The sequence below is a fragment of the Dyadobacter sp. UC 10 genome, assembly GCF_008369915.1.
GTDB lineage: Bacteria > Bacteroidota > Bacteroidia > Cytophagales > Spirosomataceae > Dyadobacter.
This window is the reverse complement of record NZ_VSRN01000001.1, coordinates 149170-163982: the sequence shown is the minus strand read 5'-3', so window position 1 is coordinate 163982 and position 14813 is coordinate 149170. Positions and strand designations below refer to the sequence as shown.

Annotated in this window: 14 protein-coding genes; 13 read left to right on the top strand and 1 reads right to left on the bottom strand. The window is 45.3% G+C overall.

Annotated elements, in window-relative coordinates:
- Positions 1–58 precede the first annotated feature (58 nt).
- From FXO21_RS00575 to FXO21_RS00550, 8 genes are all read left to right on the top strand, one after another.
- A complete protein-coding gene (locus FXO21_RS00575) occupies positions 59–898 on the top strand; it encodes a LytR/AlgR family response regulator transcription factor (RefSeq protein WP_149638271.1) in 840 nt (279 codons plus the stop codon).
- A 12-nt stretch (positions 899–910) separates the two neighbouring features.
- On the top strand, positions 911–2056 hold the full coding sequence (locus FXO21_RS00570; protein WP_149638270.1) for a sensor histidine kinase: 1146 nt from the start codon (positions 911–913) through the stop codon (positions 2054–2056).
- Between the two features lie 116 nt (positions 2057–2172).
- Positions 2173–2337 (top strand): class I lanthipeptide, encoded by a 165-nt coding sequence (locus FXO21_RS28630; protein WP_192579124.1) that lies wholly within the window; start codon positions 2173–2175, stop codon positions 2335–2337.
- Between the two features lie 126 nt (positions 2338–2463).
- Entirely contained in the window at positions 2464–2676 is a 213-nt protein-coding gene (locus tag FXO21_RS00565; protein ID WP_149638269.1) for a hypothetical protein, read from the top strand.
- A gap of 15 nt (positions 2677–2691) precedes the next feature.
- On the top strand, positions 2692–2865 hold the full coding sequence (locus FXO21_RS28625; RefSeq protein WP_192579123.1) for a hypothetical protein: 174 nt from the start codon (positions 2692–2694) through the stop codon (positions 2863–2865).
- Between the two features lie 34 nt (positions 2866–2899).
- Complete coding sequence (locus FXO21_RS00560; protein WP_149638268.1) at positions 2900–4114, top strand: radical SAM protein; 1215 nt, start codon at positions 2900–2902, stop codon at positions 4112–4114.
- A gap of 5 nt (positions 4115–4119) precedes the next feature.
- On the top strand, positions 4120–6423 hold the full coding sequence (locus FXO21_RS00555) for a peptidase domain-containing ABC transporter (RefSeq protein WP_149638267.1): 2304 nt from the start codon (positions 4120–4122) through the stop codon (positions 6421–6423).
- An 11-nt stretch (positions 6424–6434) separates the two neighbouring features.
- The gene (locus FXO21_RS00550; RefSeq protein WP_149638266.1) at positions 6435–7151 is read left to right on the top strand and encodes an HlyD family efflux transporter periplasmic adaptor subunit; all 717 of its coding nucleotides are present in this window, start codon (positions 6435–6437) and stop codon (positions 7149–7151) included.
- A gap of 28 nt (positions 7152–7179) precedes the next feature.
- Here the strand turns inward: FXO21_RS00550 and FXO21_RS00545 are convergent, their stop codons facing one another.
- The gene (locus FXO21_RS00545; protein WP_149638265.1) at positions 7180–8688 is read right to left on the bottom strand and encodes a DUF6734 family protein; all 1509 of its coding nucleotides are present in this window, start codon (positions 8686–8688) and stop codon (positions 7180–7182) included.
- Positions 8689–8901: 213 nt separating this feature from the next.
- Here FXO21_RS00545 and FXO21_RS00540 point away from each other — a divergent pair, with 213 nt between their 5' ends.
- Genes FXO21_RS00540 through FXO21_RS00520 form a run of 5 tightly spaced genes read left to right on the top strand, consistent with a single transcriptional unit; the run spans position 8902 to position 14808 of the window.
- The gene (locus FXO21_RS00540; RefSeq protein ID WP_149638264.1) at positions 8902–11289 is read left to right on the top strand and encodes an outer membrane beta-barrel family protein; all 2388 of its coding nucleotides are present in this window, start codon (positions 8902–8904) and stop codon (positions 11287–11289) included.
- Positions 11290–11314: 25 nt separating this feature from the next.
- Positions 11315–12082, top strand: coding sequence for a glycosyltransferase family 2 protein (locus FXO21_RS00535; protein ID WP_149638263.1), 768 nt, complete (start codon positions 11315–11317; stop codon positions 12080–12082).
- 19 nt (positions 12083–12101) lie between these two features.
- A complete protein-coding gene (locus FXO21_RS00530; RefSeq protein WP_149638262.1) occupies positions 12102–12986 on the top strand; it encodes a DUF6625 family protein in 885 nt (294 codons plus the stop codon).
- Between the two features lie 12 nt (positions 12987–12998).
- A complete protein-coding gene (locus tag FXO21_RS00525) occupies positions 12999–13865 on the top strand; it encodes a beta-1,6-N-acetylglucosaminyltransferase (protein WP_149638261.1) in 867 nt (288 codons plus the stop codon).
- A gap of 55 nt (positions 13866–13920) precedes the next feature.
- Entirely contained in the window at positions 13921–14808 is an 888-nt protein-coding gene (locus tag FXO21_RS00520; RefSeq protein WP_149638260.1) for a polysaccharide pyruvyl transferase family protein, read from the top strand.
- Positions 14809–14813 lie beyond the last annotated feature (5 nt).

Here is a 14813-nt window from a genome sequence, read left to right as displayed (position 1 = left end):
TTGTCTGGCCTTTTAGCATTCATCCGGTTTTGCACAACGTTCGAAAATATAGCCCTAAATGAATTCAAATACGACAAGAAAAATCAGTTGTTTGATCATTGACGACGAGGAACCTGCTCATGAAGTGCTCAAATTCCTGATTGCGAAAATTCCCTGGCTGGTTTGTGTGGGGAGCTGTTACAATGCGATCGACGCACTGGAAATAATTCCGGAAAGCAAGCCGGATATTCTTTTCCTGGACGTCAATATGCCCGAACTGACTGGCCTCGACCTGTTGAGCATTGTGCAGGCGCCCAATTCGCACGTGATCATGACCACCGCTTATCCCCAGTATGCAGTGGATGGATTTACCTTTGATGTTACCGCTTTCCTATTAAAACCCATTGGTTTCGACCGTTTTCTGAAAGCTGTTACCAAAGTACGCCGTTTAGTTACCGGTAATCAGTCGCCTGATGAAAAGATACCTGCGACAGCCGGAGATGAGGTTTCTGGGCCTGAACCGTTGCAGGTGGATCAGTCCGCGCCCAACAAGCCGTCATTACAGCCAGCAAACGACGGGCGGGACGAAAACGCAGTCCAGGAAGAGTATATGTGGATCAGGGCTGACCGAAAAATGTATTGCGTCTGGTTCAAAGACATTTATTTCATCGAGGGGCTGAAAGATTATGTAAAAGTGCATTATTCCAACGGCGTGCTGGTTACGCTGGCTTCCATGGCCACGATGATGAACCGCCTGCCCTCACCGCCATTTGTCAGGACACACCGATCCTATATTGTCAACCGGAACAGTATTAAGGTGATCGAAGGAAATATGATCACGATGCTGAATGGAATGAAAGTCTCTATTGCCGTGTCGCCGACCAGGGATGAGGTTTTCAAACAGTTGACGGAAAAATGAAACTTAGCGTGAATGAACAGTATTAATCAGGATAAGTCATTTGTTTATAGCCTATTTTTCCCTCGTTCGACCAGGCTGAGGGTTTTTTACCATATCAGCTTTTGGATTCTGTTTATTTTGCTGCACAACGCTTACGCTATTCCTACATTGGCGTCGAAAGCCGGCGATCCGAAAGTTAACTTGGCCGGGTTTCTATATTTCTTCAAGATCATTCCCGAATACTACTTATGCGCGGGGCTTTATAATTTTCTGAGTAGGCATTTCAAAGGGTTATTTCTTGGATTAATATTATTGGTCACAATTATTGTGGTCAAGCACTTCTTTTCACTTGCTCTTTTTTTGTGGGTAGATAATTCACTGGGTTTGGAAAACATGCCTGTCAGATTTCAGTTGGCAGCAAGCTTATATCTGGCTCCCTTCGATCCGCGAAATATTAATTCCTGGCTTGTATTTCTCTATGACATATCCGAAATAGAGTTGCTGTTATTGCCTGCTGCATTTAAGGTTGCCAAATATGCCGTGAAAGAGAATACTTTACGGCAGAAGCTTCAGAATGAATCGTTGAGTATGGAGTTAAGGGTTCTGAAGACCCAGATCAATCCCCATTTTGTTTTCAACGTCATGAATGCTGCCTATGCAAAAATCCTTCCCATTTCGGAGGAAGCAGGGGAGTATTTGCAAAAAGCGTCCGAGATTATGCGTTTTGCATTGTATGAAACCAACGACGAGTTTATCAAACTTGAAAAGGAGATTTCCTATCTGACCCAATATGTTGAATTGGAGTCCATCCGGAGTAACAAACGGTGTAAGATCACCTTCCGGCAGGAAGGGCATATTAGCGAAAAGCACGAGATCCCAACCCTCTTGCTGATAACACTTGTTGAAAATGCTTTCAAACATGGTGTTCATGCGACCCGGCATAACTCGCATGTGGATATCCGGATATCGGTTGACAGCGATTCGCTCGAATTTGAGATTATCAACAGTATTCCCAATCAGCCTGCGATGCGGAACAGGCGCTCCGAAAAGGCCGGCGGGATCGGGCTGGCCAATCTGGAAAAGCGGATGAATATTTACTATCCCGGCCAACATCAGTTGATCAAAACCGAGCAGGGCGGTGAATTTAAGGTATTGATCAGGCTGCCGTTAAATAGTTAATGCGAAAGTATCCCGTCTTTGGTCGAGAACTAACCAATATTGGTATAAAAAGAATAAAAAATATGTTTTTGTAGTGTTATTTCATGTCGTACATAAACAAAACCGATATCAAAGACATGAAAAAACAAGCTACTACCCTCGCAAAACTCTCTGTCAACAAAACTACAGTAGCCCGCCTTACCGACTTTTTTTCAAGGGACAACGAAAAGTCTTTCACAGAGTCAGATACTACGGTCAATACCACCCTCATGTGCAAAGGACTTACGCTGCTTAGATGGTAACTCTTTAAAAGTGGTTCAGCCTTTTCTGGCTAGTCGAAAAACAACCTGCTTTCGTCGAAAAATATTCGGCTCCCGCATTTTTTGCGGCAGATTTGTACATCAAGTTTTACCACAAACACAATGGTTATGAGAAAAAGCTTTGACCAATTTTGGATGGAACTTCTCGACGAGGACGACTCCCTGAACGCAAACGCAGCGGAGGTACTGACGCAAGACAGTGGCGAAGAGGTAAGGGGCGGCGACAGACCGGATATGCCCGTTATCTACGAATCGGCCACCCGGAAACCGGACACGAGGTCGGCAACCCTGCTTGAAAACCTTGGACTCAACATTCACTAGAAACATTCGGAAACCATGAAAGAAAAAGGACGATTTTCGATCAGCAGGAAGGATAAAAAAAGCAGCAAAAAATCGCTGGACGAACTGAAAGAGGATGGGCGCGACCAGATCGATGGCGGCGACGTGCAAGGCGGCTGGCTTCAGTTCGGAGGCGGTAAAATGTCGGACGACGAGAAGGACAAGAAATGATTGACTGAAGTAGCACCTGTTTTCGCAAATTCCTATGTCTCCCCGGAAAGGCCTTAACGGATTGGTTGTCAAGATAGCCAGCCGTTGTAATCTCAACTGTTCCTATTGTTACATGTATAACATGGGCGACGAAAGTTACAGGCAATTACCGAAAATCATGACAGACGCTGTTGTGGATCAGCTGATCGAGCGCACAGCAAGGCATTGCGAAGATTTTAAGCTGAGGGACTTCGAGTTTATCCTGCACGGTGGCGAGCCATTATTGGCTGGAAAGCCATTCCTTACCAGGTTTGTCGAAAAGGCGAAAAAGCGATTTGAGGCGAAACGAATGAAGTTAAGGATCGGCATTCAAACGAATGGCGTGCTCCTTGACGAAGCGTGGTGTAAATTATTAAGTGCTTCATCAATAAACATCGGGATCAGTATTGACGGTCCGGCAGGGTGGCATGACAAGTATCGTAAGGACCATCAGCTGAACGGTACCCATGCCAAAACCCTGCTGGGCCTTCGTGCTGCCCAAAACGAAAAATGTAAGGTAGGTGTGCTTTCGGTGATGGATGCCAGCTCGGATCCCAGGAGCATGTACGAGTATTTCAATCAACTGGGTATCGACGATCTTGATTTTCTATGGCCTGACCACAATTATGAGAAGCTCCCCGAATTGTACATTCGAAGGTCACGGGCGCCAGGTTATACCCCTTTTGGTGATTGGTGGATACGCCTGTTTGACTGTTGGTTTGCTGACCGGTTCAGCAAGCCGAGGATCAGATTTCTGAATCAGGTCATATTGATGATTTTAGGAAGGGACGCTGGCTTTGAAAGTATCGGACAAGAGGAAAACCGGTATCTGATCGTCGAAACTGATGGCGGAATAGAGGCTTCTGATTACCTGAAAGCGTGTGGCGATGGCTTTACGAAAGAAGGGCTTAATGTCGGGAACCACGAATTTTCGGAAGCATTCGATACACCTTTGATGAAAATGCACCGGCAAAGCCACCAGGTTATGTCGGAGACGTGCATGCAGTGCAAGATAAGGGAAGTGTGCGGGGGCGGGCATATTGCGCATCGCTTTGGCAACGGCAATGGGTTCGACAACCCTTCGATCTACTGTTTTGATCTGATGAAGCTTTTGACGCACATTCAAAACACGCTTCTGGGGCAACTATCGGCAAAAACCATTCGTGAAGCAGGGTTGGTTGAGATGTCTTACGAGGACGTTTTGGAAAGTATTAACATGCATAATTGCTAAGCGCTATGGCTGGAAATAAATACAAATTCTTTGCGCAGCTGGATTTTATGGACTGCGGCCCTACCTGCCTGAAAATGGTTACGGCTTATTTCGGCAAGGACTATTCCATAGATTTTTTGAGATCCAACGCATTCGTGTCCAGGTCGGGCGTGAGCCTGGCGAACCTGAGCCTCGCTGCCGAGAAAATCGGGTTTAAAACCTTGATGGTCAGGATCAATTGCACCAAATTGAGCAACGAGGCTCCTTACCCGTGTATTTTACACTGGAACCAGGAGCATTACGTGGTTTTATACGATGTGAAACGACAATTTTCTTTCACCAAAAGGAAATTCGAAGATCGGTACATTGTGGCGGATCCGGGACATGGCCTGGTATCGCTGGATAAAGAGGTTTTTCTGCGTTGTTGGGCAGGCAGTAGTGCGCAGGAGGTCGGGGTTGCGCTGTTACTGGAGCCTACCCCGGAGTTTCATCAGACAGAAATAGAGGGAGATCAGAAACCAAGTGCAGGTTTCGGTTTCCTGTTTCAATATCTGGCACCCTACCGCAAATACTTGTTTCAGGTTTGCCTTGGCATGTTGTTTGGCAGTTTGGTCAGTCTCATTTTCCCTTTTCTCACTCAGTCACTGGTAGACTACGGGATACATCAGCACAACATGAGCCTGATCCATCTGATCCTCATCGCGCAGCTCATGCTTTTTTTGGGTGGGATTGGTGTGGATATGATCCGCAACTGGATTTTGTTGCATGTCAACACGAGGATCAGTCTGAGTATCATCTCTCATTTCCTGATCAAACTGATGAAACTGCCCATCAGCTTTTTTGAAAGTAAGAATATAGGCGATATCACCCAGCGCATCAGCGACCATCACCGGATTGAAACTTTCCTGACCAGTACGACGATCAATACGATGTTCTCGGTACTGAATATTATCATTTTCTCCGTCGTGCTAGGCATTTACAGTGCGCAGTTATTACTGGTATTTGTTGTCGGCAGCATATTATCGTTTGCCTGGGTTTTCCTGTTTCTGAAACAAAGGAGGGACCTGGATTACAAGCGTTTTCAAAGCATGAGGGAAAATCAGAGCGGCATTTTCGAGCTGATTACGGGCATGCAGGAAATCAAGCTTAATAATTGCGAACGTGCCCGCAGGTGGGAATGGGAGCGCATCCAGGCCAAATTGTTCAAAGTGAATGTAAAAAGCCTCAGCCTGGAACAATACCAGGAGATCGGATCCTCATTTTTTACACAGTTGAAAAACATTATGGTGACGTACATTTCGGCAACCCAGGTGATCAACAATGAAATATCGCTGGGGGTGATGCTGAGTATTTCCTACATCATCGGCCAGCTGAACGGGCCGCTGAGCCAGGTCATAGAGTTTATTAAAAGCATTCAGGATTCTAAAATGAGCCTGGACCGATTGAGTGAAATACATAACAAACCTGACGAAGAGTTGAATGAAGAGTATGTGTTCGGGAAAAGAAGCGCCATTTCCACTTACGATGATAAGGATTTAAAAGACGCGGTGAGCGACATCCGCTTTAACAGCCTGCTCACCGGGTTTGACGAGGGGATTACGATCCGTAACCTGTCTTTCCGGTACGGCAGCCCGCATGTTCCCCTTGTTTTGAAGAATATCAACCTGCATATCCCAAAAGGAAAGGTGACCGCCATCGTGGGGTCGAGCGGAAGCGGTAAATCGACATTGCTGAAACTATTGTTAAAGTTTTATCCTGCTCAGGAAGGAGAAATTCTCGTCGACGGCATCGAAATGAGCGATATGCAGGCAAGTACGTGGCGCAGCATGTGTGGTGTCGTAATGCAGGACGGATTTATATTCTCGGATACACTGGCTAAAAACATAGCGGTAGACGGTCAGCGTGTGAATGAAAGCAGGCTTTTAAATGCAGTCGTGACAGCCAATATCCAGGATTATGTAAGAAAGCTGCCACTTGGGTTTTCTACCAAGATCGGAAGCGCGGGATCGGGACTAAGCGGTGGTCAACGGCAGCGGCTTTTCATTGCACGATCGGTTTACAAAGATCCCAGCTATATTTTCTTCGATGAGGCAACCAGCGCACTGGACGCCAATAACGAAAAGATTATCATGCAAAATCTTGAACATTTCTTTAAAGGAAGAACAGTCGTCGTGATCGCGCACCGGCTTAGTACGGTGAAGAATGCGGACCAGATCATCGTTCTGGATAGTGGTGAAGTAAAAGAGATCGGGAACCACAAACAGCTGTGCGAAGAAAAAGGATATTATTATGAACTGGTCAAAAACCAGCTTGAACTGGATGCAGCATAAACTCAATCATCATGGCCGAACTAGTGGAATATCATCAACCTAATGAAGAAATCCAGGAAATTATAGGTCAGGTCCCCAACACAGTTGTCCGCTGGGGGATCACATTTTCCCTGATCCTGTTGCTGACTGTAATAGGTGTCTCGCGTTACCTGTACCTGCCTGTTTCAATTAAGGCAACGGCGACATTGAATGCCAAGGAACAGTATTTCAGAGTGGTCTGGATGAAGACCGACCCGGCTGTGGACTATGTGTTAAAAGTTTCGGAAAACGACCTCGTTCATAAGAATGATACGCTTTTGACTGAGATCAACTCTCAGACTGGAAAGAAAAAATATTACACGTCTCCCACGGGCGGAAAGGTTGCCATTTTTAAGGGTACCGAACAAATGCCCCGGGCCTCAGTCCTGATGGTAGTACCCGAATTCTCGGATTATATAGTGGAGTTGAAAGTACCCGTGAGCGGGGCCGGACAATTGCGGGTGGGGCAAAAGGTAATTTTACGGCTTGACGAATTCCCGGAAAGCAAGTATGGTTTTTTGATTGGAGAGGTGGCAACCACCACATTAATTCCCATTGACAAGTTTTACAGGATCAAAGTAAACTTGACCAACGGGATGACGACCAATATCAATCAGCGTATCCCGCTGCAAGCCAGTATCAGTGGTACAGCTGAGATTATTACCGAAAATACGACTGTCTTCAACAAGATCTTCAAATATCTGACCTAGCTAATCGGATTCCATAAGAGCTGACCGGTCATACGCCGGCAGCTTCTTTTGCTTTATGGCGGGCAGGTAAGGTTTCGGGTTCGATCGGGAACTCCAGTAACCCCAGAAACAACAATTCCTTGATTTTCAGATCCAGTTTGCGCAACAGCTTCTCGCGTTGATCGGGAGCCACGGATTTTTGCGTCTTGTCGGTCAGTAATTTGGTGAGGGCGGCAATCGTGATGGGGTCTTTGGAAGAAGCTATAATAAAAATAGCAAGGTCGTCCAGCGGGCGATGCGCAATGTGGTGATATCCGAACCCGAAATCGTATACCGTGGCGAGATAATACGTGCCGGTTTTTCCGGGGTATGAAAAATGCATGACGGGAATTCGCTCATTAACAGTCAATATCGTGTCCGGGCTTAATCTGAGGTTCTGGTTGAGTGCAGCATAACTTTCCTCCTGGCGCTGCCTGAGTTCTTCGCTTTTTGATAGCAAATCCCTGAAGAGCGCATGCTTTTCATATTCAAATCGGATGATGGCCGAAAGCTCGTTTTTCCCTGCCTTGCGGTAGCGTGTTTCAAGACTCCGCCAGTTCTTGTTATCGACGGTCACTTCGGGATCAGTTTGCCTGATCATCAGGTTACTCTCTATGAAAATCGGATTGTCAGGAAAAGTAAATGCTGTCGTCTTGTTCCACGATTTTTCGATCAACCGGACCACTTTCTGAAATGTCTTTGGGAAGCGTTTTTTTAATTGAAATTCAACCTGCTTGCAGTAATAGATATCCTTTTTGTTAGTGCCAATCAGATGGGTAAGGCCAAAAGACTCATCCATGCAGTTAGCCAGCGCGCCATATCCGCCATCCTGTCTGACTGGAATAAGCTCAGTGACCGGCTGCTGGCAATAATCCGCATAATGCCGGAAAAACGCTTCTTCTATCAGCGTATTCAGGTAACCATAATGGGCCATTCCAGGGATAGGATTTGAGAGGTATTGGTTAAAAAACGATTTCACCTCTTCGACGTACGCCTTGAAGAAAGTATGGTTTGTACCTCCCGTGATGCCCATGTTCACCGCCTTGTACGGGCCTGCCTGACCATTGAAAAAGTGCGGTAACGGAATACCTGCCTCGGTAAACTGCTTTATGGCGATTTCATAACATGGGAATCCGCTCTGGTCATTTTGTGCAATAACGGGCTTTCCAGACAGGGTGTCCGGCAAACCGTTCCACAGAAAAGCGTCTCCGTCGACGTGGAGAAAAGGGGCGTCAGGCTGCGCGTAGGAGCTAATTTTACGCAAAACCCACCACTCTTTGGAATACAAATCACCCAGACCTTCCTGAGTCAGATGCACTTCGCTGTACGGCAGTTCCAGCAGGTCGGCCAGAATGTGCTTCCCGGTCTGGTCCGTATGCAATACGAGTGCAGGGAAGTGCTGGTGGAGCAGGGAAGCACTTAAAGCCCAGCCCATAAAGTGAAACCTGGCATCCAGCCAGCCGCCCCGAATTTGATCTGCCGGAAGCTCCGGGGCCCAGAAAGTTTGTACAGCATTCATTTTCACAACATTTGCAATGAAAGCGAATAATAAGCAGCGTCACTTTCGCTACCTATTTTCTTCGACGAAACCGGTTTTCCTATCGACGAAACGCGATGTATTCTCCTGTCTGATTTTTTGCATAGTTGGTATAAGAAAATTTCAAATCGCTAACTATTAAGTCTCTTTTGTAATCACAGATAAGCGCAAATAGTATAACAAAATTTTGTTGTCATGAAAACGAACTTAACCTTATTGATCATTTTGATTTGTGCCGCTTCGCCGGCAATGTCTCAGTCCCGGGTGAGGGGCAAGATTGTAGAAAAAGGGGATCAGGGAGCTGCATATGCAACAATCGCGTTAGTAGCGGCAACAGATTCAAGCGTGGTGAAAGGAGCGGTTTCAGATGAATCGGGTGTATTCGAAATCGACAACGTCGCCAACGGGAATTATCTCGTCAATGTGCAATACGTAGGTTATAAAAAGAAATGGTCGCCACCGGTTGTGTTGAGCGATTCGATGAATAGCGTAGACCTTGGGAGCCTGGTGCTGGAAGAAAACGTCGAAAGTCTTGCCGAAGTGACCGTCAAAGGTCAGCGGAGCCTGGTGGAACAAAAAGGCGACCGGATGATCCTGAATGTTGAAAAAAGCGTGATCGCCAAAGGAAATAAAGTAACCGATCTGCTCAAATATGCCCCGCTCGTACGGGTTACCAATGAAGGCATTAAAGTCGGTAATAAGGGTAGTGTTCTGATACTGGTTGACGGTCGCCAGACAGGGCAGGGGGCACTGGCCAGTTTTCTGCAGAACTTTTCGGCAGAAGATATTCTCAAAATAGAAGTGCTCACCAATCCTCCCGCCAAATACGATGCCAGTTTCGGGGCTGTAATTGATATTATTACGAAAAAAAGCCTGGAAGTAGGACTCAACGGAAGGGTTGCCGTGAATTATTCGCGGGGCGAATACGGCAGGTTCACACCCGACGGTTCCCTCAATTTCAGGACCCGGAAGTGGAACCTGTTTACCAGCGCCAGCGGAGCGGTCAGCGACTATTACAATGATCAGTTTCTCGAACGTCAGTTCCCGGGCAGCTCTCTGGCGAATAAGGTCAATAGCCTCGATCAGAACAAGAGCATTTCATCTTTTAACGGAATTGATTTTACACCGAACTCAAAACATGCACTGGGCTTGCGACTGAATGGATCATGGTCAGGCAAGGACGGTGAAAACAAGACAAAAACCAGTTTCAGGGGCCCGTCGTCGGTTGTTGATTCGTTGTTACAGGTAACCAACAGAAGTAAAGAAGACGGACAAACCTATGATGTTAATTTTTACTATACCGGGAAACTCGATAGCACTGGTAAGGAGCTTTCAGTTAATGTAACCCAAAGCTTTTTCAACAAATCATCTGTTCAAAATCTGACCTACCAGCGGCAAAATCCCGGTGAGACCCCAATTGGAGTCCCTTCGAGAGTACGTATCACCAACCCAAATGATCAGAAAAGCTTTATCGCACAAACTGATTTGAGTATTCCTTTCAAAAAAGGGAAATGGGGCGCAGGACTAAAATATATCTCCATAGGAAATGATAATGAGTTGCGTCAGGAAAATTATGATGAAGGTTTATATGTGCTGGATACAGCGTTCAGCAATGCAGGAGTTTATCGGGAAAACACCTATGCCGGCTACACGAATTACAGCAACTCGTTGGGGAACGACTGGTCGCTGCAAGCCGGGTTACGGTTGGAGCACACCAGTCAGGAGTTGACCAGTGCCGGTTTGAGCAGAACGTACACCGGCCTATTCCCGAGCATGAACCTGAGCAAAGGTTTTAAGAACGAATCGAATTTCAGTATCTCGTACAGCAGAAAAATAGCACGGCCGAGCTTGTACAGCCTGGTGCCGTTTCGTACAGTGGTTGATCCTTACTCGATCGTGGAAGGTAACCCGTTGCTGAAACCTTCCTTCGCCAATACCGCCGATGTCTACTATACGTTTGGCAATATCTCGCTATTCGCAAACTACACCCATACCAAAAATATGATCTCGGATGTACTCTTTGCCGACCCGGAGACTAAAGTCTACATTCAGACAATGGGTAACCTGAGTAGTGTCAATGATGCCTATGCAGGGATCAGCTGGGGACAGGATATTACCAAATGGTGGAAAACAAATACTACATTCACGATCTCGGGGACTCAGACAAACTCACGGATCGCCGATGTGCCCGGTGTAAAATTGAATGGCTACGGTGTTGTTGTGAACAGTACCAATATATTTAATCTGGCAAAGGGCTACAAAGCCGAGCTCTTTCTGAATTACAATTCTCCCAACCGTTACACGATATGGAAGACCCGCTCCCTTTATTGGGCCTCTTTGAGTATCAATAAAGAATTAACCAAATCTCTCAACATTCGGGTAGCCTTTGAAGATATTTTCCGCACGCAGGTCAATCGCATCCATGTAGCTTATGGGCCGGTGGATATCCGTAGCCGGCTCTACTCGGACACGCAACGTGTACGGGTATCCGTTTCCTACAATTTCGGGAAGAGGACTGTAAAAGGCTCGAAATACAGAAGTCTTGGCAATGAAGCTGAGAAAAGTCGAATGGGGGGAAGATAGGGGGTAATTTGTTAAATGAACCCATATGGAAAATAAAGCAGACGTTACGGTTATCCTGACTGTTTGGAAGCGCAACCATTTAAAAGAGCAGATAGAAGCCCTGCTTGCGCAAACTTCACCACCCGCTCATATCTGGGTAATCCAGTGTATGCAGCATGTATCGATTAAAGAAGTTCTCCGGGAATATCCGCAGGTGAAATTCTTCCAGTCGGATGAAGACCTGAAATATTTTTCGAGGTTCAGTATCGGTATCCATGTCCGGTCGGAATTTACCTGGGTTTTGGACGACGATATCATCCCAGCTTCCGGCTGGATCGACAAATGTATCAGCACGTGCAGGAGGTACAATGCCATCGTTTCCAGTAATGGCAGGATCATTCCCAGGGACGACTTTCACCCCGAAAAGGTGAAGGGAGCGGATTATACCCAAAGATATTTTATCGGCGACAGCACATCGCGCGATTCAGTAAACCTCTGTGACCGGGATTCGCGTATTGATTTCCCGTGCAGCAGCTACTTTTTCAAGACGGAGTGGCTGAAATATTTCTGGGGAATATGGCCGCTGACACTGGAAACCGCCGAGGATATTCATTTCGCAGCAACTTGTCAGATCCTTGGCGGCATATCGGTCATGGTTCCCAGGCAATTATCAGAGTCAGACAGCGGTAATGTGAAACCGGCGTACAGTCTCGACGAGCATGCATCCTGGAAAAGGTGGGGTTTTTCTGAGACAAGGGCCGAGGTGATCCGGTGTTTTATTACCGAGAAGGGATGGAAACCATTGTTGTGGTAGAATTTTAAATTTCCGGCAAGTGAAATCTGACGACATTACATTCATCATCCCGTTTTTCGGTCCGCCACCCGCGTGGTGGCCGTTTTTCCTGCAAAGTTGCAACTACAATGAAGGAATATCCTTTCTGATCTTTGCCGACCGCCTGGACACCGGCGTGCATGGTAATGTGGAGGTGATCAAATGGAGCCTTCCGCAACTGAAACAACTGGCAGAAGAAAAGTTGCGTATGGAAGTATCGTTGGATAGTCCTTACAAGATTTGCGATTTGAGACCTGCATTTGGGCTGATATTTGAGGATTATATCAAAGGGTCACGCTTCTGGGGAACTTGTGACGTCGATATTATTTTGGGCAATATCCGTATGTTTATCACAAGCGATATATTGAATGAGTATGATGTCATCACTGCCAAGCGCGAGTATCTGATCGGTCATTTTACATTGTACCGGAATGTCCGCAAAGTCAATCTTTTGTTTAAAAGAAGTGCGGATTATCGTAAGGTTTTCCAAAATCCGGAAGCTTTTGTTTTTGACGAATGCAACTTTCTCTGGTGGAAATTACTGGCCGGACAGCCTATTCTGGAAACCCAGCCGAAAATAGAAAGCATGTCCCACCTGGTAAAACGGTTGGACGCAAGCGGATACATCCGGGCTTATTTTCAGACTCACGTAATCGAGCAGGACAGGCTTACCCCCCTGGGACAGCTGGAAGGATTCACTCAGACACTGACCTGGAAAAACGGAAAATTAATGGATGAGACGGAAAGTAAGGAATATCTTTCATTTCACTTCCACTTCCTGAAAAAGGATCCGGAATTTAGTATTCCCGCGTTGGAAAAAGTGCCGGAATGCTTTGCTATTTCTCAAAAAGGTTTTTCAACAATTGAAGAAAAAATGCTCTGCTAAAAAGATTGCCATATGTATATTAATTATCTGATATTGGTTCACAAAGACCTGGCTCAGGTCGACCGGCTCATTGATAATCTCATAGACAATAACACGTTTATTTATCTTCATATTGATAGAAGGGTCAGAAGAAGTGAAATAATGCAGTATAGATTTTCAGCTAATCAAAACGTAAGGATAATAAAGAACCGGGTAGCTGTAAACTGGGGAGGATATAGCATGGTACAGGCGACTTTGAACCTCATGAAATCCGCCTGTAATCATAACAGGGATGGCTATTTTGTTTTGCTTAGCGGACAGGATTTTCCACTGCAACCCACCCGGTCAATTTATGCATACTTACAAGACAATTATGGAAAGGAATTCCTGAACTATTGGCGGCTTCCATATAAAAACTGGATGTGGGGAGGGCTTGATAGAATCAAGTATTATTGGTTTGTTGATAAAATCGGGATGGATGCCAGCAACCTTTTTGTTGATTTTCAAAAAGAAAATAAAATGGAGCGGGATTATTTCAAAGACTTTCCGCCATACGGGGGCTCTCAATGGTGGTGCCTTACTATGGGTTGTATTCAGTACATTCTAAATTTCATCAAACAAAATCCGATTGTTATTGAATATTTCGAATCGACATTGATCCCGGACGAATCTTTTTTTCATACGATTATAATGAATTCGCCTTTTCAGGATAATGTGGTCAATGATAATCTCAGGTATATCATTTTCGAAGGAGGAAAGCCAAACCCAAAAGTATTTGGTATTAGTGACTTTTCATCCCTTGTGAATTCCGGAAAATTATGGGCAAGAAAATTTAATATGGTTCACGATCATTTAGTGCTTGACGAATTGGAAAGCCATATTCTGAGTGAGATGGTGTAATTATCACTGATATATGAATGTCTGCTTGTTGTAATGTAATCAAGGTCGTCACTATATGGAAAATCATTTGTTTGCCGGGTTCAATTATCTTCAATCAGATAACCTGGGAGATTATATACAATCATTGGCAGCGGAGCAGTTTATTCCTGTAGTCCATAAACGATTTAACCGTGATAACCTTGGCGAAGTAAAGTCTTCAAAAAAGTATATTTTAATTATGAATGGCTGGTTCACGCATTCGCCGGGCTCCTGCTTTCCTTTGTCCCCCGCTTTTCGTCCGGTTTTCTGGGGCCTCCATGTTACCAACTGGAATGATTCGTGGCAGTATTTGATTTCAGATCCGGAATCACTGGATTATTTGAAAACGCATCAACCCGTAGGATGCAGGGACAGGTTTACGCAGCAAAAACTAGAAAATGAGGGAATTGAATCCTTCTATACCAAATGTCTCACTTTGACATTTCCAAAAAGAAATAAAATCATTAAAAAAGAATTGAACGTTATTGTCGACGTTCCCATTTTAATGCCTCCGCATATTGAAGCCAATTCCATTCGTTTGACGCACCATATCTCAAAGGAAATAAGTGAGCATCAAAAGAGGGTGAAAGCAAAAGAATTGATTGAATTCTATAAAAATAATGCTTCAACCGTCATTACAACAAGACTGCATTGCGCACTGCCATGTATTGCGATGGGAATTCCGGTGATATTTTTCGGAAACCGGAAAGATTACAGGGTTTCAATTTTAGAAGATATTGGGGTACCCATAAATAATTTTCCGGTCAACCATTACACATACGATCAAGGCCAGCTTGAAAAATTGAAACAAACCGTTTGGAACGAAGCAAACTGGAATCCGCCGTCAATAGATTTTGAAAGTTCAAAGACCGAACTTATTCGGGATTTTAAAGAGTTTCTGGCGGAGAAGTTAGGCAAACACTAAGTGTT